This window comes from Pseudophaeobacter arcticus DSM 23566 (assembly GCF_000473205.1).
Lineage (GTDB): Bacteria > Pseudomonadota > Alphaproteobacteria > Rhodobacterales > Rhodobacteraceae > Pseudophaeobacter > Pseudophaeobacter arcticus.
On sequence record NZ_KI421507.1, the window covers coordinates 997,410 to 1,021,759 of the forward strand.

At 59.7% G+C, this 24,350-nt stretch carries 20 protein-coding genes; 11 read left to right on the forward strand and 9 right to left on the reverse strand.

Annotated elements, in window-relative coordinates; translation table 11 throughout:
- Nucleotides 1-20 precede the first annotated feature (20 nt).
- From kynU to ARCT_RS0108655, 3 genes are all read right to left on the reverse strand, one after another.
- Complete coding sequence (kynU, locus tag ARCT_RS0108645) at nucleotides 21-1,214, reverse strand: kynureninase (protein ID WP_027239710.1); 1,194 nt, start codon at nucleotides 1,212-1,214, stop codon at nucleotides 21-23.
- Nucleotides 1,215-1,395: 181 nt separating this feature from the next.
- On the reverse strand, nucleotides 1,396-1,770 hold the full coding sequence (locus tag ARCT_RS0108650) for an MmcQ/YjbR family DNA-binding protein (protein WP_027239711.1): 375 nt from the start codon (nucleotides 1,768-1,770) through the stop codon (nucleotides 1,396-1,398).
- 13 nt (nucleotides 1,771-1,783) lie between these two features.
- On the reverse strand, nucleotides 1,784-2,536 hold the full coding sequence (locus ARCT_RS0108655; protein ID WP_027239712.1) for an SDR family NAD(P)-dependent oxidoreductase: 753 nt from the start codon (nucleotides 2,534-2,536) through the stop codon (nucleotides 1,784-1,786).
- Nucleotides 2,537-2,720: 184 nt separating this feature from the next.
- Between ARCT_RS0108655 and ARCT_RS0108660 the strand changes: the two genes are divergently transcribed.
- The 5 genes from ARCT_RS0108660 (at nucleotide 2,721) to ARCT_RS0108680 (ending at nucleotide 9,165) form a co-directional block, all read left to right on the forward strand.
- Entirely contained in the window at nucleotides 2,721-3,707 is a 987-nt protein-coding gene (locus ARCT_RS0108660; RefSeq protein ID WP_051361038.1) for an MBL fold metallo-hydrolase, read from the forward strand.
- A 217-nt stretch (nucleotides 3,708-3,924) separates the two neighbouring features.
- Entirely contained in the window at nucleotides 3,925-4,374 is a 450-nt protein-coding gene (locus ARCT_RS0108665) for a methyltransferase family protein (RefSeq protein WP_027239714.1), read from the forward strand.
- A 232-nt stretch (nucleotides 4,375-4,606) separates the two neighbouring features.
- Nucleotides 4,607-6,178, forward strand: coding sequence for a Re/Si-specific NAD(P)(+) transhydrogenase subunit alpha (locus tag ARCT_RS0108670; protein ID WP_027239715.1), 1,572 nt, complete (start codon nucleotides 4,607-4,609; stop codon nucleotides 6,176-6,178).
- A 13-nt stretch (nucleotides 6,179-6,191) separates the two neighbouring features.
- Nucleotides 6,192-7,625, forward strand: a complete 1,434-nt coding sequence (locus ARCT_RS0108675) for an NAD(P)(+) transhydrogenase (Re/Si-specific) subunit beta (RefSeq protein WP_027239716.1) — start codon at nucleotides 6,192-6,194, stop codon at nucleotides 7,623-7,625.
- Between the two features lie 259 nt (nucleotides 7,626-7,884).
- Entirely contained in the window at nucleotides 7,885-9,165 is a 1,281-nt protein-coding gene (locus ARCT_RS0108680; RefSeq protein ID WP_027239717.1) for a DUF3422 family protein, read from the forward strand.
- Here ARCT_RS0108680 and ARCT_RS0108685 read toward each other — a convergent pair.
- The 4 genes from ARCT_RS0108685 to ARCT_RS0108700 form a co-directional block, all read right to left on the reverse strand.
- Complete coding sequence (locus ARCT_RS0108685; RefSeq protein ID WP_027239718.1) at nucleotides 9,101-10,186, reverse strand: YeeE/YedE family protein; 1,086 nt, start codon at nucleotides 10,184-10,186, stop codon at nucleotides 9,101-9,103. The genes ARCT_RS0108680 and ARCT_RS0108685 overlap by 65 nt on opposite strands.
- 266 nt (nucleotides 10,187-10,452) lie before the next feature.
- Nucleotides 10,453-11,364, reverse strand: a complete 912-nt coding sequence (locus tag ARCT_RS0108690; RefSeq protein ID WP_027239719.1) for an ABC transporter permease — start codon at nucleotides 11,362-11,364, stop codon at nucleotides 10,453-10,455.
- On the reverse strand, nucleotides 11,357-12,364 hold the full coding sequence (locus tag ARCT_RS0108695) for an ABC transporter permease (RefSeq protein WP_027239720.1): 1,008 nt from the start codon (nucleotides 12,362-12,364) through the stop codon (nucleotides 11,357-11,359). The genes ARCT_RS0108690 and ARCT_RS0108695 overlap by 8 nt, the downstream gene beginning before the upstream one ends.
- A gap of 163 nt (nucleotides 12,365-12,527) precedes the next feature.
- Nucleotides 12,528-14,228 carry a peptide ABC transporter substrate-binding protein gene (locus ARCT_RS0108700; RefSeq protein ID WP_027239721.1) on the reverse strand — a complete coding sequence of 567 codons (1,701 nt, stop codon included), beginning with the start codon at nucleotides 14,226-14,228 and terminating at the stop codon, nucleotides 12,528-12,530.
- Between the two features lie 373 nt (nucleotides 14,229-14,601).
- On the opposite strand from ARCT_RS0108700, the gene ARCT_RS0108710 reads away from it, so the two are divergent.
- From ARCT_RS0108710 to ARCT_RS0108735, 6 genes are all read left to right on the forward strand, one after another.
- Entirely contained in the window at nucleotides 14,602-16,422 is a 1,821-nt protein-coding gene (locus ARCT_RS0108710) for an ABC transporter ATP-binding protein (RefSeq protein ID WP_027239722.1), read from the forward strand.
- 4 nt (nucleotides 16,423-16,426) lie between these two features.
- Nucleotides 16,427-17,599 carry an acetylornithine deacetylase gene (argE, locus tag ARCT_RS0108715; RefSeq protein ID WP_027239723.1) on the forward strand — a complete coding sequence of 391 codons (1,173 nt, stop codon included), beginning with the start codon at nucleotides 16,427-16,429 and terminating at the stop codon, nucleotides 17,597-17,599.
- Between the two features lie 79 nt (nucleotides 17,600-17,678).
- Nucleotides 17,679-18,149, forward strand: coding sequence for a MarR family winged helix-turn-helix transcriptional regulator (locus ARCT_RS0108720; protein ID WP_027239724.1), 471 nt, complete (start codon nucleotides 17,679-17,681; stop codon nucleotides 18,147-18,149).
- Nucleotides 18,150-18,202: 53 nt separating this feature from the next.
- Nucleotides 18,203-19,369, forward strand: coding sequence for a M20 aminoacylase family protein (locus ARCT_RS0108725; protein WP_027239725.1), 1,167 nt, complete (start codon nucleotides 18,203-18,205; stop codon nucleotides 19,367-19,369).
- A 22-nt stretch (nucleotides 19,370-19,391) separates the two neighbouring features.
- The gene (locus tag ARCT_RS0108730; RefSeq protein WP_027239726.1) at nucleotides 19,392-20,561 is read left to right on the forward strand and encodes a M20 aminoacylase family protein; all 1,170 of its coding nucleotides are present in this window, start codon (nucleotides 19,392-19,394) and stop codon (nucleotides 20,559-20,561) included.
- Nucleotides 20,562-20,649: 88 nt separating this feature from the next.
- Nucleotides 20,650-21,813, forward strand: coding sequence for a M20 aminoacylase family protein (locus tag ARCT_RS0108735; RefSeq protein ID WP_027239727.1), 1,164 nt, complete (start codon nucleotides 20,650-20,652; stop codon nucleotides 21,811-21,813).
- Between the two features lie 158 nt (nucleotides 21,814-21,971).
- On the opposite strand, the gene ARCT_RS0108745 is transcribed toward ARCT_RS0108735, so the two are convergent.
- Together ARCT_RS0108745 and ARCT_RS0108750 are read right to left on the reverse strand one after the other, a co-directional pair.
- Nucleotides 21,972-23,015, reverse strand: a complete 1,044-nt coding sequence (locus ARCT_RS0108745; protein ID WP_027239728.1) for a glycosyltransferase family 4 protein — start codon at nucleotides 23,013-23,015, stop codon at nucleotides 21,972-21,974.
- A complete protein-coding gene (locus tag ARCT_RS0108750; protein WP_027239729.1) occupies nucleotides 23,012-24,346 on the reverse strand; it encodes a 3-deoxy-D-manno-octulosonic acid transferase in 1,335 nt (444 codons plus the stop codon). The genes ARCT_RS0108745 and ARCT_RS0108750 overlap by 4 nt, the downstream gene beginning before the upstream one ends.
- Nucleotides 24,347-24,350 lie beyond the last annotated feature (4 nt).

Here is a 24,350-nt window from a genome sequence, read left to right on the forward strand (position 1 = left end):
CTTGGTGCCAGGTAGGGCCATCAGGTCACGGCCGCGCGAATTTTATATTCAGGGGTGTCCCACAGGCGGTTGTTCATCACATCGGCAATGATCGCCACTGCGCCATCGACATCTGCCGCATCAATATAAAGCGGGGTAAAGCCAAAGCGCATGATATCCGGCGCCCGGAAATCGCCAATGACGCCACGGGCAATCAGCGCCTGCATGGCCGCATAGCCGTCTTCAAAGGCAAAGGAGACCTGGCTGCCACGGGCCGTGCCGTCGCGCGGTGAGGCCAGGGTCAGCGCCGGGCAGTTGGCCTCAACCCCGGCAATAAAGCGATCACACAGCGCGATAGAGCGCGCCCGCAGCGCCTGCATATCCACCTGATCCCAAATATCCATCGAGGCACCAAGGGCGGCCAGCTGGATCATCGGCGGGGTGCCGACGCGCATGCGCTCAATACCGGTGCCGGGGCGATAGTCGAGATCAAAGGCAAAAGGCGCCTCATGTCCCAGCCAGCCCGACAGGGCCGGGCGGGCGGTGTCGACATGGCGCGGGGCGACATAGATGAAGGCCGGGCCACCCGGACCAGAGTTGAGGTATTTATAGGTGCAGCCGACGGCAAAATCCGCCTTGCACCCGGCCAGATCCACCGGCAATGCGCCGGCGGAATGGGCCAGATCCCAAACCGTCACCACACCCTGTGCATGGGCCAGTTCCGTCAGGGCTTTCATGTCGTGTTTGCGCCCGGTGCGGTAGTCGACCTCGGTGAGCATCAAAACGGCGATCTCATCGGTGACGGCCTCGGCCACGTCTTCGGGGTTCACCACCCGCAGCTCATAGTCTTTGCCAAGCGATTTCAGCAGGCCCTGCACGATATAGAGATCCGAGGGGAAGTTGCCATTGTCCGACAGCACCACGCGGCGGCCGGGGTTCATCTCCAGTGCCGAAGCAACCGCCTGGTAGACTTTGATTGACAGGGTGTCCCCCATCATCACATGGCCCGCCTCTGCACCGATCAGCCGTCCGATACGGTCGCCAATGGCGCCGGGTTGCTGCATCCAGCCGGCCTTGTTCCAGCCGGTGATCAACATCTTGCCCCATTCATCCTCGATCATCGCGGAGACGCGATCCTTGGTGGCCTTGGGCAGCGGGCCCAAAGAGTTGCCATCGAGGTAGATCATCCCCTCGGGCAGGTCGAACATCGCCTTGGTGGCAGCAAAATCAGTCATGGGGGCCTCGCTGGATCGAAAAATACTTCAAGCTTAAAGCTTTTGTATTTCGTATCCGATCCAATCTGGTCTGTCCAGTGTCTCTTGCCGGTATCCCTTTCCCGTGTCCCTTGCCCGTGTCTCTTGCGGGGTCTGAAGCCAAGATTCGGGCGGGGTCACAAGCAGGGGCGCAGCCCGGGCTTCAGGTCTTTGGCGCGGGCTCCGGGATACCCAATGCGGCCCTTTTCTTCTTTGACAGGCCTGCGGTGACCATCTGATAGGACTGGGTGATACAGTCGCGCAGCTCTTCATCGCTGAGGCCATCTTTGGCAAACTGTTGCAGCCATTTCATGCCGCGCGAGGCCAGATAGGGGGCAGGGCGTACACCTGGGCGTTCCTGCAGGACCTCAAAAGCGATCTCTCCGGCCTTGAAGGTAAAAGCGTCTTCGCCATCGGCCCAGCCGCAGACGGCAAAAAGCTTGCCGCCTGCTTTCCAAACGTCGGAATTGCCCCATTGCACCACATGTTCCGCTGCGGGGAAGGTGGCGCAGAACTGGTTGAATTCTGCCCTGTTCATCTTGCCAGCTTCATCAGGTCTGCCCACCTGCGATTTCGATGGTCTGGCCATTGATGGACTGCGACCCGGGACCACAAAGCCACATGGCGGCGGCGGCCACTTCCTCTGGTTCGATCAGGCGCTGGTGGCGGTTGGCATTGACCATGACCTTGAGCGCCTCGTCTTCGCTGATACCGGCGCGGGCCGAGATCGAGGTGACGTTGCGGTCCACAATCGGGGTATCGACATAGCCAGGGCATATCGCGTTGGCGGTGATCTGGCTGCCCATGTAATCCTCGCTCAAAGCGCGGGTGAGGCCAATCATGCCATGTTTGCTGGCGCTATAGCAGGCGCCGCCTTTCAGCCCCCGCAGACCGGCGATCGAGGCCACGGTGATGATCCGGCCCCAGTCGGTCTGATGCATGGATTTCAGGCATTCGCGAATGGTCAGAAAGGCACCATCCAGGTTGGTCGACATCATGTTGCGCCAGAACTCCATCGTGGTCTTGTGCAGGGACTTGCCCTCGGCCACGCCGGCATTGGCGACGCAGATCTGGATCGGGCCACGGGCCTCCACCGCTGCGGCGACCTTGGCAATGATGTCGTCCTCATTGCGCACATCCATCGCCAACGGGTGTAGGCCTTTGGTTGCGACCTCTTCCAGTACCTCCTGGCGGCGCCCGGTGATGGTCACCTGGGCGCCCTGCTCGGCCAGAGCCCGGGCAATGGCAAGACCAATGCCAGTGCCACCGCCGGTGACCAATGCATGTTTACCGTTCAAATCCATCTGTGTTTCCTCCTGTTTGCTGCAGGGTATCTGCGCGACAGGGCTGTGCAAGCGCGCCGTTCCGTCACAGCGGCGATTGCGGGGCGTAAAACCTATTTACAATCATATTCGCAAGTGTGAATTATTGACGTGGACCAGCGTATTGTGGACCAGCGTATTGATGTGGACCAAATGGGAGGATGTCATGACAAATACCGCGTTGACCCGGCTTTTGACGCCGATTTATGCCGCAGGGCTGACCGTCTGTGTTGCAGGGCTGCCAGTGGCAGGTCTCGCCAGCGAGGATATTGCGGATCAATATCCCCAGTCCGAGCTGTATTCCAAGCCTGTCGAGGTCATCCCGCATGTGTTCTCGGCCATCGGGGCCACGGCGCCGCCGACCTATGAAAATGCCGGCCACAATAACAATCTCTCCTTTATCGTGACGGACGAGGGGGTTGTGGTGGTCAATGCCGGCGCCTCAGATGGGCTGGCTGCTGCCCTGCACAGCGAGATCAAGGCGGTGACGGATCAGCCGGTTGTCTTGGTCATCAACGAAAATGGCCAGGGCCACGCGGTGCTGGGCAATGGCTATTGGCGCGACCAGGGCGTTGATATTCTGGGCCATGCCGATGCCATTGCCGAAACCCGGAAAAACGGCGATTTCATCCTGCAGCGTATGCAGAGCTACAACAAGGACCGTGCCGGTGACAGCCGCATGGAACATGCCAATCTCAGCTTTGACGACCGCTATGATCTGAGCCTCGGCGGGGTGGATATTCAAGTGCTGCATCTGGGCCCGGCCCATGATCCGGGGGATGTTCAGGTCTGGATCCCGGAGTGGAAGATTATGATTGCAGGCGATATTGCCTTTCATGAGCGCATGTTGCCGATATTTCCCCATACCTGCACCAGCTGCTGGATTGAAACTTGGGTCGAAAAGCTGGAGCCAATGGCGCCGACCTATCTGATCCCGGGCCATGGCCATCCGACCAACCTGGATCAGGTGCGCCGCTATACGCTGGACTATCTGACCGATCTGCGCGGCAAGATTGGCGCTCATATCGAGGAGGGTGGCGATCTGGCGGGGGCCTATTATGTGGATCAGCAGCAGTGGCGGGGCCTCGATACCTTTGAGGAGCTGGCGACCAAGAACGCCGGCCGGGTTTTTGAAGAGATGGAGTGGGAGTAGGTCAATATGACCTACTCATCTCAATCCTTTTTGCAGCTTTGGGCCAAGCTGGATCCTGGGCAGGGAACGAAGTTGTGATATGGCTTTAAAAACGAGCATACTGTCCTTTTATCCGGACGGTATTTGCTGAAATGCTGGACCTTGCCGCAGGATGTGGGAAATGTGCCGCAAATTGTTATAAGGCCAGGGTCCGCGACTTTGAAGAAAGAGACATGACATGAAATGGATCGACCTTCCGCCGGTCTGGCTGGCAGGCTTTGCTGCTCTGGCCTGGTGTCAGGCGCGCTATCTATCCTTGGGATTGGAGTTTGGTCCGGTCTGGGCGGATCTACTGGGGGGGCTGCTTGTTGGGGGCGGACTGGTTCTGATGGTGTTGGCGGTTACCGAAATGCGGCGTCAGAAAACCACGCTCATGCCACATGAGACGCCGAGCAGGTTGGTGCAATCCGGCATCTTTACGCGCAGCCGCAACCCAATCTATCTGGGCGATGTCATGGTGCTGGCGGGGCTGATCCTTTATTTTGACGCGGTTCTTGCGCTGCCGCTGATCCCGGTACTGACCTGGATCCTGGAGAAGCGATTTATCATTGGTGAAGAAAACCGGATGCGGCGAACCTTTCGCAGCGACTGGGCGCGCTACGAGCAAAAAGTGCGACGCTGGGTCTAGGCGGCGGCTCAATGACGGATCAAAGACTGCCTTTCTATTGTAGCGTCACTTTGGAGGCCAGTTGCAGAATCCACAGCAGTTTAGTTGAGTGGTGCAGAAATGCGGCAACGCGGCAGTGAAATGCGGCGACGCAGCGAAACCATTGCGCAAAAATGTTGCGCAATATAGTCATAATGTTTGCGATCCGTACCCAGGCAATGCTGGGGCGGGCAGGACGAGGGGGACCGACAAGGTGAAAATTGGAACACCCAAAGAGGTGATCAACGGCGAGGCGCGTGTTGCCATGACGCCCGATTCTGCGCGTCAGCTGCAGAAACTGGGCTATGACTGCGCTATTGAGAGCGGTGCGGGCTTACAGGCCGGCTTTAGCGATGCCACCTATGAAGAGGCCGGTGTTGAAATTATCAAGACCGCCGCTGCCTTGTGGAAGGCATCGGATATCATCGCCAAGGTGCGCCAACCCAATGAGGCTGAGCTCAAGCGGCTGAACTCGACAAAGACGCTGATCTCTTTCTTTAATCCCGGCGGGAATGAAGAGGGGCTGGAGCTGGCCAAATCCAAAGGCGCCAGCGTTGTTGCCATGGAAATGGTGCCACGTATCAGCCGCGCCCAGAAAATGGACGCGCTGTCCTCGATGGCCAATATTGCGGGCTACCGCGCCGTTATTGAAGCGGGCAACAATTTTGGACGCTTCTTTACCGGTCAGATCACAGCAGCGGGCAAGGTGCCCCCGGCAAAGGTCCTGGTGGTTGGTGCCGGCGTTGCCGGTCTTGCCGCCATCGGCACCTCGACCAGCCTTGGGGCCATCACCCTGGCCTTTGACGTGCGTCCCGAAGTGGCTGAGCAAGTTGAGTCCATGGGCGCCGAGTTTGTCTATCTCGACTTTGAAGAAGAGCAGGCCGACGGCGCCTCCTCTGGTGGCTATGCTTCGGTCTCCAGCCCCGAATTCCGCGAGGCCCAGCTGGCCAAGTTCCGGGAACTGGCGCCAGAGGTGGACATCGTCATCACCACGGCCCTGATCCCCAACCGCGAAGCGCCAGAGCTGTGGACCGAAGACATGGTCGCAGCGATGAAACCCGGTTCGGTCATTGTTGACCTGGCAGCGGAAAAGGGCGGCAACTGCAAGCTCACCGTGATGGATGAGAAAATTGTCACCGAGAATGGCGTGACCATTATCGGCTATACCGATTTCCCATCCCGCATGGCGGCGCAGGCCTCGACGCTTTACGCCACCAACATCCGCCACATGATGACAGATCTGACGCCCGAAAAGGACGGTCAGGTCAATCACAACATGGAAGATGACGTCATTCGTGGCGCCACCGTCACCCATGCCGGTGAAATCACTTTCCCGCCACCGCCGCCAAAGGTGCAGGCGATTGCCGCCAAGCCCAAAGAGGTGGTGCCAGAGCTGACCCCAGAGGAAAAACGCGCACAAGAAGTGGCCGCCTTCAAGGCTCAGACCAAAAATCAGGTGACCCTGCTGGTCGTGGGCGGTGCCTTGCTGCTTGGTGTTGGTCTGGTAGCGCCAGTCAGCTTCATGCAGCACTTTATCGTTTTTGTGCTGTCGGTCTTTATTGGTTTCCAGGTGATCTGGGGCGTGGCGCACAGCCTGCACACACCGCTGATGGCGGTGACCAATGCGATCTCGTCGATCATTATTCTGGGCGCGCTGATGCAGATCGGTTCGGGCAGCTTTCTGGTGATCCTGCTGGCAGCCCTCTCGGTCTTTATGGCTGGGATCAACATCTTTGGTGGCTTCCTCGTCACCCGGCGCATGCTTGCCATGTTCCAGAAATCTTAAGGAGGCTACAGAGATGGAATATGGATTTACCACTGCCGCCTATGTGGTTGCGGCTGTTCTCTTTATCCTCAGCCTTGGCGGGTTGTCGGGCCAGGAAAGCGCCAAACGCGCGGTCTGGTACGGGATTGCCGGCATGGCGCTGGCGGTTTTTGCCACCCTGGTGGGCCCAGGTTCTGGGCTCTGGCTCTTGTCAATCGCGCTGATCGCAGGTGGCGGTGCCATCGGCTATCAGCTGGCAACACGGGTGCAGATGACCCAGATGCCCGAACTGGTCGCGGCGATGCACTCTCTGGTTGGTCTGGCTGCGGTCTTTGTGGGCCTCATCGCCCATATCGAACTGGGCCGTGTCCTGGCCATGGACGCTGACGCCAAACAGGCGCTGGATGGCTTTGCAAAACTCCTGGCCAAGAAAGACGGCGTCGAAGTGGCCATTCTGCGGGTTGAGCTCTTCCTCGGCATCTTCATCGGTGCGGTGACCTTCACCGGTTCGGTTGTGGCCTATGGCAAACTGGCAGGCAAACTGACCTCTTCGGCGGTAAAGCTGCCCGGCGGTCACATGCTCAACGCTGTCGCTGCTGGCGTGTCGCTGATCGGGTTGATCTGGTACTTCAACACTGGTGGTTTCTTGCCACTGCTCTTGATGACGCTGGCCGCTCTGTTCATCGGCTATCACCTGATCATGGGCATCGGCGGCGCCGATATGCCAGTGGTTGTCTCGATGCTGAACAGCTATTCCGGCTGGGCGGCTGCGGCGATTGGTTTCTCCCTTGGCAATGACCTGCTGATTGTTGTTGGCGCCCTTGTTGGCTCCTCCGGTGCCATCCTCAGCTATATCATGTGCAAGGCGATGAACCGGAGCTTTGTCAGCGTTATCCTGGGCGGCTTTGGTGGCACTACGGGGCCACAGATGGAGGTCGAGGGCGAGCAGATTGCAATCGACGCTGACGGCGTTGCCACCGCGCTGGACGAGGCCGACTCTGTCATCATCATCCCCGGTTACGGCATGGCGGTGGCACAGGCACAGCAGAATGTGGCGGAACTGACCCGTCGCCTGCGGGCCAAGGGCAAGACCGTGCGCTTTGCCATCCACCCCGTCGCAGGCCGTTTGCCTGGCCATATGAACGTGCTCCTGGCCGAGGCCAAGGTTCCCTATGACATCGTCATGGAAATGGATGAGATCAACGAGGACTTCCCTGAGACCGATGTGGCCATCGTCATTGGCTCCAATGACATCGTCAACCCGGCGGCCCAGGAAGACCCGAATTCTCCCATCGCGGGGATGCCGGTTCTGGAATGCTGGAAGGCCAAGCAGGTCTTTGTCTCCAAACGCGGCCAGGGAACTGGCTATTCCGGCATCGAGAACCCGTTGTTCTTCAAAGAGAACACCCGGATGTTTTATGGCGATGCCAAGGCCTCGCTGGATCAGTTGCTGACAATGATCCAGTAACAGACCTCCCAAAACTCAGACCAAAGGCGCGCCAGAGAGATCCGGCGCGCCTTTTCTTTTCGACTTCATTTGGCCCCAAATATCCCGGGGGAGGCCATCGGCCGGGGGCAGAGCCCCTCTTGATTTTTCCTGAGTTTTTGCTGCGTCCCAATGGCTTTGTATACCGTCGTACCCTGGTAACATATTGAAATAAAAGACTTCTGTACAGGCTATCTCCGAATCGCTATGTTGGCTTCACCTTTTTGGAGACCCCTGCGCTATGCCCCCGATCCCAGACCACCCCCTGCGCTACTCTCTGGCCAATGAGCTGCACGCCCGGCCTTTTCCGGCGATGCAAAGCCCCAGCACGGTGATCTATCTGGCGGTGAAGCAGCCGGAAAAGGCAGTCCACCGGGACCGGGCGCTGGATCTGCAGCACCTCACGGCCCTGCTGGAGCGCTATGGCGCGCCACGTCCGCAACCCGGCGCAACCCATCATTCGGCGCAGCTGGGACGTCATACGCTAAAGTGGGAGCAGCACACCGAATTTGTCAGCTACACGCTCTATTGCGATGGCATCAGCGAGCGCGCCTTTGACCCGGCGGATTTTGATGTTTTCCCCTCAGGCTGGCTGTTGGAGGCCCCCGGTCAAAGGGTCACCTCGCTGATGATCCGGGTGCTGCCGCGGCCAGAGGACAAGCGGATCAAGTCCGACCTGAGCGACTGGTTTGTTCCCGAAAGCCTGGCGGTGGCCGAGGTGCTGGATGACAGTGCCGTGGTTGCCGGGGATTTCCGCATTGATCCGGCGGGGCATATGCGGTTTGCGCTTTTTGCCAATGCCGAAACCGGGTCGCAGCGCATTGGTCGACTGGTGCAGCGGCTCTGTGAGATTGAAACCTACCGGGCCATGTCGATGCTTGGGTTTTCCCGGGTGCGGGGGCTCAGCCGCGACATCGGCGAACTGGACACGCATCTCAGCAAGATGATGGCCGAGATGACCTCTGACACGGTGCCAGCGGAACAGACCCTGACGCAGCTTTTGACGGTCTCGGCTGAACTGGAGGCCATGGCAGCCCGCTCGGCCTTTCGCTTTGGGGCCACCGGCGCCTATGAGGCGCTGGTCAATCAGCGTATCGGACTGCTGCGCGAGACGCGCCACGGCGGTTTCCAGACGTTTTCCGAATTCATGCTGCGCCGATATGAACCCGCCATGCGCACGGTGAAATCCACGGAAAAACGCATCGGTACCCTGGCAGACCGGGCCCGGCGCGGTGGCGAGCTGCTCAGGACGCGCGTCGATGTGGAGCGCAGCGCGCAGAACCAGGCGCTTTTGGCCAGTATGGACCGGCGGGCGGATCAGGCGCTGCAGCTGCAACACACCGTAGAAGGGCTCTCGGTGGTGGCAATCGGCTACTACGCCGTCTCCTTGGTGTCGTATCTGTTGTATCCCCTTGCGCAGGTCCTGGGCCAAAGCAAGGGGATGTTGACCGCGATGATCACTCTGCCGGTTGTGGGGCTGGTGTGGCTGGCGATCCAGCGGATAAAGAAGAAGCTGCACTAGGCGCCTCCCGCACCACCCGGTGGGCCAGAACCCCACCCAGGGCGATGGCGGCCAAAGCCAGCGGCGCCGCCAGACCCAGGGTGGAAATCCCGGCAAGGCCTGCGCCAAGGGTACAGCCTCCGGCCAGAACCCCGCCAAAGCCCATCAGGCTGGCGCCAAGCAAATAGCGACCGGTCTGGCGGGGGCTGTCAAAGCTCTGCCACTGGAACTCCCGGCGCAGCAGGGCGGTAAGCAGTGCCCCCGCCAATACGCCGCCGATCAGCCCGGGCCCGAACCCCGCAGTCACGGCGCTGGAGGCGATGACATAAAACAGCCCCTCGGACATGGGCGCGGTAAAGGACAGGCTTTCCATGGCAATGGGGTCAAATTCGTCAAAGAGCACAAATCCGGTGGTGACCCAGGCCAGCGGCACCAGAGCTCCGATCATGGCGCCGCCCAGCAGGGCCAGCACGGTATTTTGCGACCGCAGGGCCAGCCAAAAGGCGGGCAGGGCAATGACAGCGCTCCACAGGGGCGCGCCACCGGGCAGGGCAGCCAGGGTTGCATAATCCCCCAGTTGAACGGTGTAGCCGCTCAGAAGGCTGCGCAGCGGCGCCAGCACGCCTTTGAGCGTGGCATGGGCCACAATGGCAAAGATCCCGACGCAAAGCAGTGCGCGCAGGTTGCCAGTGCCGCTGAGCACGGTGAGGCGCGAAATGCAGCCCCGTGTCAGCACCATGCCGATGCCAAACATCACACCGCCAACAGCAATGGCCAAAAGCGGCAGCTCCGAGGCCAGCAGGCGGTGGCCGTCAAAACTGATCCAGCCCTGGGTCACAGCGGCCTGCGTTCCCAGCACCGAAACGGCCAGCGCCAGGGCCCAGACACCGGCGGCCTGTTGGCGGTCCTCACCGATCAGGGCGCGGCGAAAGCAAAACCGGGTGAGCTGTGCCAGCACACCAAAGCCCAGCCCAAGGGCGAGGGCAAAATACAGCGAGGCCAGTCGTGGGGTGGTCTCTTCAAAACCAAATGTCTCAAACATCGCAGGCTCCCGTTTAGCAGCGAATTGGAATTATTTCCCGAAATGAGGCCAAAGCCGGTGGCGGACAAGGGGAAACCCCTGGGGAGCTGGCAGATCCCTGGTGACAGTGTTCTGTCTTGTCGCGCTGTGGCAGTATTTTCTGCCCAGCCCAATGGGGCGGAGCGAAACAATTTGGCCGCCCCCTGGGGGACGGCCAAAAGCTATGTTCTTATTTGAATATGTCTCAGTGATCTTCAGCGGCGCAGGGGCTGCACCATCCTGAGGCGCTAGCGGCCGCGAATCCGTGGATCCAGCGCGTCGCGCAGCCCGTCCCCAAGGTAGTTCACACTCAGCACGGTCAAAGAGATCGCCATGCCGGGCCAGAATACCCGCTCGGGGTGCTGCTGCAGATAGTCGGTGGCATCAAACAGCAGCCGTCCCCAGGTTGGGAAATCCGGTGGGAAGCCGAGGCCAAGGAAGGAGAGCGAGCTTTCGGTGATGATCGCGGTGGCAATCCCCAGTGTCGCCGAAACCATGATCGGAGACAGCACGTTTGGCAGGATATGCCGGGTGATCAGCTTGCTGTTTGAGGTGCCGATGGAGCGGGCCGCCAGAACAAACTCACGTTCCTTGATCGCCAGGACATCGCCGCGCACGATGCGCGCTGTGGGCATCCAGGAGGTTACCCCAATGGCACAGACGATGAGAATAAAGATCCCTTGCTCTGGTCCAAAGGCCGCATTGAGCGGCTCGCGAAACAGCAGCATCATCACCAGCAAGAGCGGCAGCAGCGGCAGCGCCAGGAACAGATCGGTCAGGCGCATCAAAGGCCCGTCGAGCCGTTTGAAAAAGCCTGCGACCACCCCGACGAAGGAGCCCAGAAATAGCGCCAGCGCCATTGCGGTAAGCCCAACCGACACAGAGGTAGAGCCCCCCGCCATCATCCGGGCCATCATGTCACGGCCCAGTTGATCGGTACCAAAGGGATGTACCCAGCTGGGGCCCTGATTGCGGGCGCGGATGTCGATATGGGTTGCTTCGATGTCCCAGAACAGCGGACCCAGGTAGACCGCAGCGATAATCAGGATAAACAGGATGCCGCCTATCAAAGCACCACGGTGGGTTTTGAACTGATCCCAGACATCCAGCCACTGGCTGCGCGGTGGCTTGCTGGGGATCGGATTGCTAAGCTCAGTCATAGCGGATCCTCGGGTCTAGAATGCCATACAGAACATCGGCGATCAGATTGAACAGCACGATGAGAATGGCAAAGATAAAGGTGAGTGTCTGCACCATGGGCAGATCATTAGCCTGAATGGAGCCAATCAGCAGCTGGCCGATACCGTTCACCTTGAACACCTGCTCGGTGATGATTGCGCCGCCAAAGATCGCGGGGATGCCAAGGGCAATCACCGTGACCACCGGGATCATCGAGTTGCGCAGAACATGTACCATGACCACGACATATTCGCTCAGGCCCTTGGCCCGCGCCGTGCGCACATAGTCCTGATTGAGGTTGTCCAGCATCGAGGCCCGCATAAACCGGCTGAGCTGCGCGGTGATCTGCAGTGCCAGCACCATGACCGGCATGATCATCTGTTTCAGCTGGTAGACAAAGCTGCTCCAACTGTTGACCACATGGGTGGTGTCATAGATCGACGGGAACCAGCCCAGCTGCACCGAGAAGATCACGATGACCAGAACGCCAGAGAAGAACGGCGGCACCGAAAAGCCAACCATCGACACAAAAGTGCCAAGCTGGTCGAACCAGCTGTACTGACGGTAAGCGGAGTAAATGCCGATGGGCAGGGCGATAAAGATGGCAACCACATAGGCGGTGCCCACAACCCACAGGGTCTGTGGCATCCGCTGGATGACGATATCCATCACTGGCGAACGGGTCTGCCAGGAGATGACGCGCAGGTCACCCTGCGAAAAGGTGGTGCCAAAATAGTGGTCGATCAGAACCTGGGGTTCAATCCAGAAGAACTGCACCAGCCATTTCCAGAAGCGGATAGGGGCGGGTTGGCCAAGGCCAAGGGCCTCGCGCATTTTTTCTTTGACTTCAGGGGGAACTGTGAGGGGAACCTGTGCCATCGGATCGCCCGGGGCGAGTTCGAGCAGCAGGAAAATCACCAGACTGATGAACAGCAGTGTCGGAACCGACAGGATCAGCCGCCTGATTGTAAAGGTCAGCATGGAGCGTGCGCCTTTTGCAATGTGTTATTGTTGATCTGGACAGGGCGTCAGCGCCGCGATGGGCTGCCGCCTTTGGCCAATGTGTCCGGCGATAAACCGGAACGCGGCGCGAATGGCAAGAGGCCCCGGTGAAACACCGGGGCCTCGTTTAGGCAAGAACCGCTTATTTGATGCGGTACCAGTCAGCAGCGTTCCAGATTTCGCTGTCCCAGACGTTCAGCACAACACCACCAAGAGAGTTGGCATGCGCGGACAGACGGCCACGGTGAACCAGTGGGATCATGCCGCCGTTTTCAACGATGATGTCGTTGAGACGCTTGGAGATTTCGGCACGGGCTGCGGCACCGGCTGTGGTTGTCAGCTCAGCATGCAGCTTGTCGAACTCTTCGTTGCAGAAGCGCGAGATGTTCTCACCCTGCCACTGCGAGGCAGGCGAAGGTGCTTTGTCGCACAGACCGTTGGCCAGGTAAGACTGCGGGTCGGTGCCGTTGAAGGTATTGGCATACATTTCAACGTCAGCATAGAACTTCTGGAAGGTGTCAGGCGAACCGGGATCGCCACCAAAGAACACGGAACCGCTGAGGTTACGCAGCTCGGATTCGATACCAATTTCGCTCCACCACTGTTTGATCAGAGCCTGGAAATCCTGACGCACGGCATTGGTCGAGGTCTGGTACAGGATCTTCATCGGAACCCCATCGGGGGTTTCACGTACGCCGTCACCATTGGTGTCTTTGTAGCCCGCTTCTTCCAGCATCGCGTTTGCAGCAGCGATGTCCTGCTTGTCGCAGGTGAAGGTGTCAGAGTTTACAGCAGCAGGTGCCGGAACCCAGTTACAGGTGACTTTACCGGCTTTGCCGTAGCCGATTTCGACCAGCAAAGGACGGTCAATCGCCAGCGACATCGCTTTGTACACCGCAGGGTCACCCAAGAAGGGGTGCGGACGGATCACCGAACGCTCATCAGGGCCAAGCGCCGGATCAGGGTTGGTGTTGTTCAGCATGATGCGCTCAACCAGCGGGCCAAAGCCTGCGACAGGCGTGCCTTTGCCAGCGGCTTCCATCTGAGCAATGACCTCGGGGGCCAGCTGCAGGTTCCAGGCGTAGTCAAATTCGCCGGTTTCCATAACGGCACGGCCAGCAGCGGTTGCGTCGCCGCCCCCTTTGAACAGAACCTTGGCAAAGGCAGGCTTGGCCGGGTCACGGTAGTTCGGGTTTGCCGACAGGGTGATCACGTCGTTGGGTTTGAATTCATCCACAACAAAGGGGCCGGTACCGATAGGCGCAAAGTTGGCCTCGGTGCATTCAGGAGCCTTGGCGCCCATACAGTCGGCAAACTGAGCCGCCTGGATGATGGGGCTTTCACCGCCCACAAAGGGACCATAGGGGAAGGGGGTTGGCTTGGCGAAGGTGACCTTGACGGTCAGATCATCGAGGGCCTCAACCGAGGTCACGCCTTCGAATTTGGTAACCTGGGCACAGCCGCCTTCGGGGTCCATGCAGTAGTCAGCCGTGAATTTCACATCCGCAGAGGTGAAGGGGCTGCCATCGGACCACTTGAGGCCGGGGGCGATTTTCCAGGTGATGGTGGTCAGGTCTTCGCTGACGCCACCGTTTTCAACTGTGGGGATTTCGGCGGCCAGGAAAGGTACCATTTCGCCAATCTGATTGTAGCGCACCAGGGGCTCAATCACCAGCGAAGCGGCTTCAACGTCCTTGGTCCCACCAGACAGGAAGGGGTTCATGATCGATGGCGCTTGCCAATAGATGATGTTGACCTGGCCGTCGGAGCCGCGCTCAGCAAAGGCTGCTGGAGCGATGGCAGCCGTGGCGATGGCACCCATCAAAAGGGTCTTGAGTTTCATTAGACTCTCCTTGTCGAACACATTTACGTGTCTTTTTGTGCCGGCCTACGATGGACCGGCTTGTTGCCGCAAAGCTGCGGATACGATGTCGCTCTGCCTAAGGCGACTTGGAAGGTTTTGAAAGATCAAAGTTTTTTTGATCCTTTTGGTCGCAATACGATCCATCACGATCCATCGCCAGGGGCAGATACTGGCTGTATCGAAACAGAGTTTGCAAAAAATGCAAGCCTTACCACAGGATTTTTCCCGACATGGCTGTGCAGACTGAAATTTTGAAGGCTGGATTTGACGCCCCCCCCAAGATTGTCCTACATCTCAGACAAGCCCGGCACGCAAGCAGGGCATTATTTTTCATAAAACAGGGGGCGTCAGGGTGCTCGATCAACCTATTGCACAAATTAAAGGCCTTCGCGTCGAGTTCCAGACCAAAGACGGTCCGGTTGTTGGCGTCGAGAACGTCTCCTTTGATGTGAACCCCGGAGAAACCGTCTGTGTCGTCGGCGAGTCGGGCTCCGGTAAATCTGTTTCCTCGCTGTCGCTGATGCGGTTGGTCGAATTTGGCGGTGGTGAGATCGCCGCAGGTGAGCTGATGTTTGATCGCCGCGAGGGCGGTGTGCTGGATCTGGCCAAGGCGCCGGGCGATATGATGAAGGACATTCGCGGCAACGAGATCGGTATGATCTTTCAGGAGCCGATGACCGCCCTGAACCCGGTCTTTACCGTTGGTCGCCAGCTGACCGAAGGTCTGCGGGTGCACAAGGACATGAACAAGGCCCAGGCCGAGGCGCGGGCGCTGGAACTGCTGCGCGAGGTGCGCATTCCCGAACCCGAACGCCGGTTGACACAATACCCCCACGAGCTGTCCGGTGGCATGCGTCAGCGGGTGGTGATTGCCATGGCGATGGCCTGCGAGCCACGCCTGCTGATCGCGGATGAGCCCACAACCGCGCTGGACGTGACCATTCAGGCTGAAATTCTGGCTCTGATGGACCGCTTGAAGCGCGAAACGGGGACGGCGGTGATGTTCATTACCCATGACATGGCCGTGGTGGCGCAGATGGCGGACCGGGTGGTGGTCATGTTCCGCGGCAACAAGGTCGAGGAGGGCACGGTCGAAGAGATCTTTGAGAATCCCCAGCATGACTACACCAAGGCACTGCTGGCCGCGGTGCCCAAACTGGGCGAAATGCAGGGCAAGGCCTATCCCGAGCCGATGAAACTGATGGGGGTTGAGGGCCAGAAGATTGAGCCGATCAAGGGCACCGACGAGGTGCTGTTGCAGGTCGAAAACCTGACCACGCGCTTCCCGGTCAAAGGCGGATTGCTGCGCCGGACCGTGGCCAATGTGCACGCGGTCGAGGATGTCTCGTTCAAGGTTTTCAAGGGACAAACCCTGTCGCTGGTTGGCGAATCGGGCTGCGGGAAATCCACGGCGGGGCGGTCGCTGTTGCGTCTGGTTGAACCTCTGTCCGGCAAGGTCGAGTTCGAAGGCCGTGATATCCTGGGTTTGAGTCAGAAAGATCTGCACAAGGCCCGCCTGGATATGCAGATGATCTTTCAGGATCCCTTTGCCAGCCTCAACCCGCAGATGCAGCTTTTGGATCAGGTGGCGGAACCGCTGCGCAACTATGGCCTGGCCTCGGGCTCTGAACTGCAGGACCGTGTGGCCAATCTGTTTGACCGGGTGCAGCTGCCGCGCAGCTTTATGCGCCGCTACCCGCACGAGATGTCCGGCGGCCAGCGCCAGCGAATCGCTATCGCGCGTGCCCTGGCGCTGAACCCTAAACTGATCGTCGCAGATGAGGCCGTCTCGGCGCTGGATGTTTCTGTGCAAGCCCAAGTTTTGAACTTGATGATGGAATTGCAGGCAGATCTGGGTCTGTCCTTCCTGTTCATCAGCCACGATATGGCCGTGGTTGAGCGCGTCAGCCATCAGGTCGGGGTGATGTATCTGGGGCGTATTGTTGAGCTTGGCCCGCGTGCCCGCGTCTTTGAGAACCCGCAGCATGCCTATACCCAGGCGCTGATGAAGGCGGTTCCCATTGCCGATCCGCGTCGCCGCAAAAGCGAAAAAGACCTGAACTTCAAACCCATTCCATCGCCTATTCATGGCCTCGGCTACCAGCCGGAACCCTCGCAGTATCTCGAGGTGGAACCAGGTCACTTTGTGCTGACCACCGACAGTGGGTATTAATCCCGTGGCTGTGATTTTGACGCCGCTGGAGATCATGCAAAAATTGGTGGCTTTCCCAACGGTGAGCCGTGACAGCAATCTGCCTCTGGTCGATTGGGTGCAGGAGTATCTGACGGAGCAGGGTATCGCCTCGCACCGCTGGGTGGATCCGGATCAGCCCCATAAGGCCGCCGTTTTTGCCCATGTTGGCCCCGAAGTCGAAGGCGCGGTTGTGCTGTCTGGACACACGGATGTGGTGCCGGTCGATGGCCAGCCCTGGGACAGCGATCCCTTTACCGTGGTGGAACGTGACGGCAAGTATTTTGGCCGCGGCACCTGCGACATGAAGGGGTTTGATGCGCTGGCGATCTGGGCCTTGGTCGAGGCGCATCACCGTGGCGTAAAACGGCCCCTGCAACTGGCGCTCAGCTTTGATGAAGAGATCGGCTGCACCGGGGCGCCGCCGATGATTGAGGCCATGCAGCCGCTGCTGCCCAAGGGATCAGCCGTTATCGTTGGTGAGCCTTCGATGATGCAGGCGGTGACAGGCCACAAGGGCGGCACTGGCTTTCGCACCCATATGGTCGGTTTTGAGGTGCACAGCTCGCTGCTGCACACTGGGGTCAGCGCCATCATGCAGGGGGCCCGGCTGATTGACTGGGCCAACCATCGCAATGCGGAAAACATGGCAAAAGAGCCGGGCGCGATGCAATCCCTGTTCAATCCGCCCTTTACCACCTGTCATGTGGGCATGATATCCGGTGGCACCGCCCATAACATCACCGCCAAAGACTGCACCTTCATGATGGATTTCCGGGTTGTTCCCGGCGAGCAGGCCAGCGATTGGGAAGCGGCCTACCGCGCAGAGGTGCAAAAGGTCGAGGCGGATATGCAGGCGATCCACCCGGAGACGCGCATTGATGTCAGCAAGGGCTTTGACGTTCCCGCCCTGGTGCCCGAAGAGGCCGGCGAAGCCGAGGCGCTGGTACGCAGCCTGACCGGGGACAATGGCACCCATGTGGTGAGCTACGGCACCGAAGCCGGGCAGTTCCAGGCGGCGGGCTATTCGGCTGTGATCTGTGGTCCGGGTGACATTGCCCAGGCCCATCAGCCCAATGAGTTTATCACCGTGGCGCAGTTCAATGCGGGCCATGGCTTTATGAAACAGCTTGTTGCGCGTCTGGAACCGTCTCGCTAGCGATCTTTGCGCGCCACCTGTGTGTCTTGTTCTGTTGCCCCCGTGGTCCTGTATTCTGTTGCTCTTGTGAAAGGTGATTATGCCAAAAGTAGAAAATGACCTGCCCAAAGGGATCTACGAGGACCTTGATTTTACCGTCTTAGTGCAGATTGCAGGCCGGATGATTGCGCAGCATGTCGAGGCCATAGGCAAAGAATCAGCTCTGTCGGCCGGGCATCTCAGCGTGTTGGGGATGATCCACCGCAAGCCGGGGATGGTGCAAAGCGTCTACGGGGCGATTCTTGCCATCAACGACGCCACTTTGGGGCGATATGTGGACAAACTGGAAGACCACGGGCTGGTGCTGCGCGAACGCTGCGATGATGACCGGCGCAGCGTTCGCCTGACGCTGACGGATCCCGGACTGACCTTCATCATCGCCGTCAAAACACGTCTGGCAGAGATACGCAGCGAGGTGACCGGCGGCTTAAGTCCTTCGGATATTTCGGTGCTGCAGGAGAACCTCGTCACCTTTTTGACCGCCCACGGGCCGGATGTGCAAGAAACGTAGACAAGTCTTTTTTATTGCCTTACCAATCATCTCAATTGAGAGGAGTTGCGCCTTTGCCCATCAAAAATCGTTTTGCCGAAATGCAGCATGAGATCACCGCATGGCGGCATCATCTGCATGAAAATCCTGAACTGATGTATGAGGTGCATAAAACTGCGGCCTTTGTTCAAGAGCAGCTGCAGAGCTTTGGGGTGACCGATGTAACACCCGGTATTGGCAAAACCGGCGTTGTCGCGGTGATCGAAGGCAAGACCAATACCTCTGGTCGGGTGATCGGGCTGCGCGCCGATATGGACGCGCTGCCCATTCATGAGGCCTCTGGCGTCGCCTATGCCTCCAAAACGCCGGGAGTGATGCATGCCTGTGGTCATGATGGCCACACGGCGATCCTGCTGGGGGCGGCGAAATATCTGGCCGAAACCCGCAATTTTGACGGCACCGTCGTGTTGATTTTCCAACCCGCCGAAGAGGGCGGCGCGGGGGCCAAGGCCATGTGCGACGATGGTCTGATGGAGCGCTGGGGCATCCAGGAGGTCTATGGGTTGCACAATATGCCAGGCCAGCCTGTTGGTGAATTTGCCATTCGCCCCGGCGCCCTGCTGGCCTCTTCGGACGAATTTGACATTGTTGTGACCGGCAAGGGCGGCCATGCAGCCACGCCGCATGATGCCATCGACACCACCCTGGTGGCCTCGCAGATTGTGGTCTCGCTCCACTCTATCGTGTCGCGCAACGTCAACCCGGTAAAGCGTGTGGTGCTCACGGTGGGGACCTTTGAAACCGATAGCACGGCCTCCAATGTGATTGCCCATACCGCAAAACTGCAAGGCACGGTGCGGACGCTGGACACTGAATATCGCGCCAAGGCCGAGGACTGGGTCCGCCGCGTTGCCACCAGCACCGCCGAGGCCTTTGGTGCCACCGCCGAGGTGACCTGGTCGCCAGGATATCCGGTGACGATCAACACCGATGTCGAGACCGGTTATGCCATTGAGGCCGCCCGCGCGGTCGGCGCTGCGGTGGATGACGATACCCCGCCAATCATGCCATCGGAAGATTTTGCCTACATGCTGGAAGAGCGCCCCGGCGCCTATATCTTCCTTGGCAATGGCGACACCCCCATGTGTCACCACCCCGCCTATGTCTTTGACGACGAAGCGATTCCACTGGGCTGCAGCTGGTTCGCCGAACTCGTAGAACGACGAATGCCCGCAGCATAACCCACCGCACAGGAGACACGCGATGCCAGTCAAGAACCGAATTGCTGATCTGCACGAAGAAGTGGCCGGCTGGCGCCGCGATATCCACGAAAACCCGGAAATCCTTTATGAAACCCACCGCACCTCTGCGTTGGTGGCGGACAGGCTGAAAAGCTTTGGCTGCGATGAGGTGGTGTCCGGCATTGGCCGCACCGGTGTTGTTGCGGTGATCCGGGGGCGCAGCGACACAGTTGGCCGCGCCATCGGGCTGCGCGCCGATATGGACGCGCTGCCGATGCAGGAACAGACCGGGCTGCCGCATGCCTCAAAGATTGACGGGGCCATGCATGCCTGTGGTCACGATGGCCACACGGCGATGCTGCTGGGTGCTGCCAAATATCTGGCCGAGACCCGCAATTTTGATGGCACCGCCGTGGTGATCTTTCAGCCCGCCGAAGAGGGCGGCAATGGCGCCGAGGCCATGTGCAAGGATGGGTTGATGGAACGCTTTGGCATTGACGAGGTCTATGCCATCCACAACGCACCCGGGCTTGAGTTGGGCAAATTCGCCATCCGCCCCGGCCCGATTCTGGCTTCGGTCGATGAGTTCACTCTGATCCTGCAGGGCCGTGGCGGCCATGCGGCCAAGCCGCAGGAAACCGTCGATACCACGGTGATGATGTCGCATATCATCTGTGCGCTGCAAACCGTGATGTCACGCAATGTCGATCCGGTCCTGCAGGGGGTGCTCTCGATCACCTCGGCTGAGACCTCTTCCAAGGCCTTTAACGTGATCCCTGATCGGGCCGAAGTCCGCGGCACTGTGCGCACCCATTCGCCCGAGGTGCGGGCGCTGATCCCCCAGCGGTTGCAGGCCATTGTTGATGGGATAGCCCAGACATTTGGCGGCACGGCAGAGCTGTCTTTCCATCTCGGTGTACCGGTGACCATCAATGATGATGCGGCTGCTGATTTTGCCCGGTTGGCGGCAGAAACGGTTTCCGGTGCGGGCTCCTGCGAGGAGGTGCCTTTGGCCATGGGCGGAGAGGATTTCTCCTTCATGCTGCAGGAACGTCCCGGCGCGATGATCCGCCTGGGCAATGGCCCTTCTGCCGGTCTGCACCACCCCGAATATGACTTCAACGATGAGGCGATCCCTACGGGGATCAGCTGGTTTGCCGAAATGATCGAACAGCGGATGCCAGCCGCCTGATCTGGCCTGATCTGGCTCAAAATCAGCACAACCCCTTTCAAAACACCCCGGTTTAGTCACCGGGACAGTAATACCAAGGAGACTATCCATGCCGGTCAAGAACCGCTTTGCCGAATTGCAAAATGAAATCACCGAATGGCGCCGTGACCTTCACGAAAACCCGGAGATCCTGTTTGAAACCCACCGTACCTCTGCGCTGGTGGCGGACAAGCTCAAGGAATTCGGTTGCGATGAGATTGCCACCGGCATTGGCCGCACCGGTGTTGTTGGCGTGATCAAGGGCAAGACAGATACCGCAGGCAAGGTCATTGGCCTGCGCGCCGACATGGACGCGCTGCCCATCCACGAGGCCACTGGTCTGGACTATGCCTCCAAAACTCCCAATGCGATGCATGCCTGTGGCCATGACGGCCATACCGCCATGCTGCTGGGTGCCGCCAAATACCTGTCCGAGACGCGCAATTTTGACGGCACCGTTGTGCTGATCTTCCAACCCGCCGAAGAAGGCGGTGGCGGTGGCAAGGAAATGTGCGATGACGGCATGATGGATCGCTGGGGTATCCAGGAAGTCTACGGCATGCACAACTGGCCGGGCAAACCCATTGGCGCCTTCTCAATCCGGTCGGGGGCATTTTTTGCCGCCACGGACCAGTTTGCCATCACCTTTGAAGGGCGCGGCGGCCATGCGGCAAAACCGCAGGAAACCATCGATACCACGGTGATGTCGGCGCAGGCGGTTCTGGCGCTGCAGACCATTGCGTCGCGCAACGCTGATCCGGTGGAACAGATTGTGGTCTCGGTGACCTCGTTTGAGACCTCATCCAAGGCCTTTAACGTGATCCCGCAGCGGGTCGAGCTCAAAGGCACGGTCCGCACCATGTCGAATGAGACACGCGATCTGGCGGAAAAGCGGATCAAGGAAATCTGCGCCGGGGTTGCGGCCACCTTTGGCGGCACTGCAGAGGTGAATTATTTCCGGGGCTATCCGGTGATGGCCAACCATGACGAACAGACCGAGTTCGCCGCCAAGGTTGCCACCGATATCTCGGGTGCCTGCGAAGAGGCACCGCTGGTTATGGGCGGCGAAGATTTTGCCTTCATGCTGGAAGAGCGCCCCGGCGCCTATATCCTGGTGGGCAATGGTGACAGCGCCTCGGTGCATCACCCAGAGTATAATTTCAACGATGAGGCCATCCCTGCGGGTTGCAGCTGGTGGGCTGGAATCGTTGAGCAGCGTATGCCTGCTGCCTGATTAGGCAGCAAACCGCACAAATATTGGAAAAGCCCGGCATTTGCCGGGCTTTTTTTTGGTCTGAAAACAGGGCGATGGGCCTGAAATTTTGTTTATGCCGCCGAAATCAGCCACCGGATTCAATCCCCGGCTGACGTTTCTGGCTGGTGCTTCTGGCCCTAACCTTTGGCCCAAAGCGCCTGATAGACCGCTTCAATTCCCTGGGCTTCGCGGGCAGCGCTGAAACTCTCTACCGCGACCTCACGGGCTTTTCGACACATGGCCTGATGCTGATCGGGATCTTTAAGCAGCGCCAGCGCCGCCTCTGCCGCCTCTGCCGGAGCGTTCTGCGGGACAACGCGTCCGGTGCTGCCCTGCGATGAAAAGGCGCGGTAATAGCCGGCCTCAGAACCAACAAAGGGAACCGCGCTGGCCATGCCCTCCAGGGGCACCATGCCGTAGCCCTCGTAGCGGGGCAATTGCATCACCAGCGACAGCGCCCGCATGGTCTGCGGCAGCTCTGTGGCGGGGATCTCACCGGGAAACAAAATGCGATCCGCCAGACCTGCGGTCTTGATCCGCTCCTGTAATCCCTTGAGAAAGCCTTGATGCTCGCGCGCGGCACGTCCCAGCACCAGTGCCCTGGCACCGGGAAGCTGTGGCAGCAGCTGCACCATGGCCTCGACAAAAAGATCGGTGCCTTTTTCCGGGCGGATACGGCCAATGCTGGCAATACCTATATCGCCGCCAAGCCCAAGCGCCTGCCAGGCGGCGTGGCGATCCTGGGCCGGGGTGAAATTCTCGGTATCGACGCCATGGGGCACCACGGCACGCACATGGGGCACAAAGCTGGCGGCCTCTTGCGAGGTGGCCACGACCGCATCCATGCGCGAAATCAACCACCGGGGAAAGGCCGAGTGTCGGCGCAGAGCGGCAGAGGTAAAGACAATGCGGATCGGCAGGCGCAGCACATCCCGCGCCCAGATTGCGGCGCGCATCTCAGTATTGCGGCGCACGTGCCAGATGGCAAAAGGATATGTGCCGGGCGCAGTGGTCGACAGCTGCCGGGCGCGTTTGACAGGGATCGGAGCGGGGCAGCCGGGCAGGGCGCGCCCAACCAGCTGCACATCATGCAGTGCAACCTGTTGGCGCAGCACATTGGCCGCCGTGGCCGAGACGCCGGTGAAGTTCTTGTTGAAATTGGTGACAAAAAGCTCAGTCATGGGGCTCTTTCAGGCATATGCAGGCCAAGGCTGCTGATCAACCGATCGACCACCACATCCAGTTGGCCGGATTGCTCGTCTACGTAGTGGCGCGCGGCGTCGCGGGCGTTTTGCAGCTGGTCCGGCTGGGTCAGCCACAGATCGACCGCCTGTGCCAGTTCGGTGGCATCGCACACTTCCTTCGCCCCGCCGGCCGCAATCAGAGGCGGGTAGGTTTCGATGAAATTACTATATCCCGGCCCCGTGAGCACCGCCGCCCCGGCCTGGGCAACTTCAAAGGGATTGTGCCCCCCGATGGGCAGCAGTGAGCCGCCAAGAAAGACAATGGGGGACAACGCATACCAGGTGCCAAGCTCCCCCAGGGTATCGGCCAGATAGACCTGGGTGTCAGGCGTCAGTGCCGCGCCAGTGCTGCGTTGTGCATAAGTCAGGCCTGCTTGGGTGATCTTGGAGCCAATTTCATCGGCGCGCTCGGGGTGGCGTGGGACCAGCAACAGGCAGAGATCGGGATGATCCTGCAACAGCGCCTTATGGGCGTCCAGCACGGTTTCTTCTTCGCCTTTGTGGGTCGAGCTGGCAATCCACAGCGCTCGCCCGGCAAGCGCTGCGCGCATCTCGGCCAGTAGATCAGCGGAGTGCGGCAGGGCGGCGGCACCGGCCTTGAGATTGCCACTGGGGAACACGCGCGCCGGATCCGCCCCAAGCGAGAGCAGATCTTCGGCCACCTGTTTGTTCTGGGTCAGCAACAGATCGAACAGCCCCATGATGAACCGCGCCGTGGGCAGTTTCTTCCGCCAGCCGGTGACCGATTTGGCGGACAGCCGGGCATTGACCAGCGCCAGCCGGGTGCCGCGCGCCTTGGCTGCCGCCAGGGTCACTGGCCAAAGTTCGCTTTCGACAAAGATCCCGGCATCCGGGCGCCAATGGGCCAGGAACCGGGCCACGGCAGCGGATGAATCCAGCGGGGCAAACTGATGCTGCGCGCAGTCCGGCAGGCGTTTGACGGCCATTGCCGCCGAGGTCGCCGTGCCGGAGGTCAGTAAAAAGCGGTTCCCTGGCAAGCGGGAGTGCAACCGGTTGATCAGGGTGATGGCGGCAAGGCTTTCGCCAACCGAGGCGCCATGAAACCAGATCAGCGAGGCAGAGGCTGCGAGGTCGGGGCGGGGCTGACTGGCATGACCCAGCCTTTCGCGCTGCCGCCTGTCGCTGACCCCATGGGCCGCAAGTTTTGCTGAAACTTTGCGATAGGCAAAAGGTGCCAGCAGCCTGGTCAAGGCGCGATAGCTGTAAAACAGCAGCGTCGGCGATGCTGTTTGGTCAGGCTTGGTCATCTGG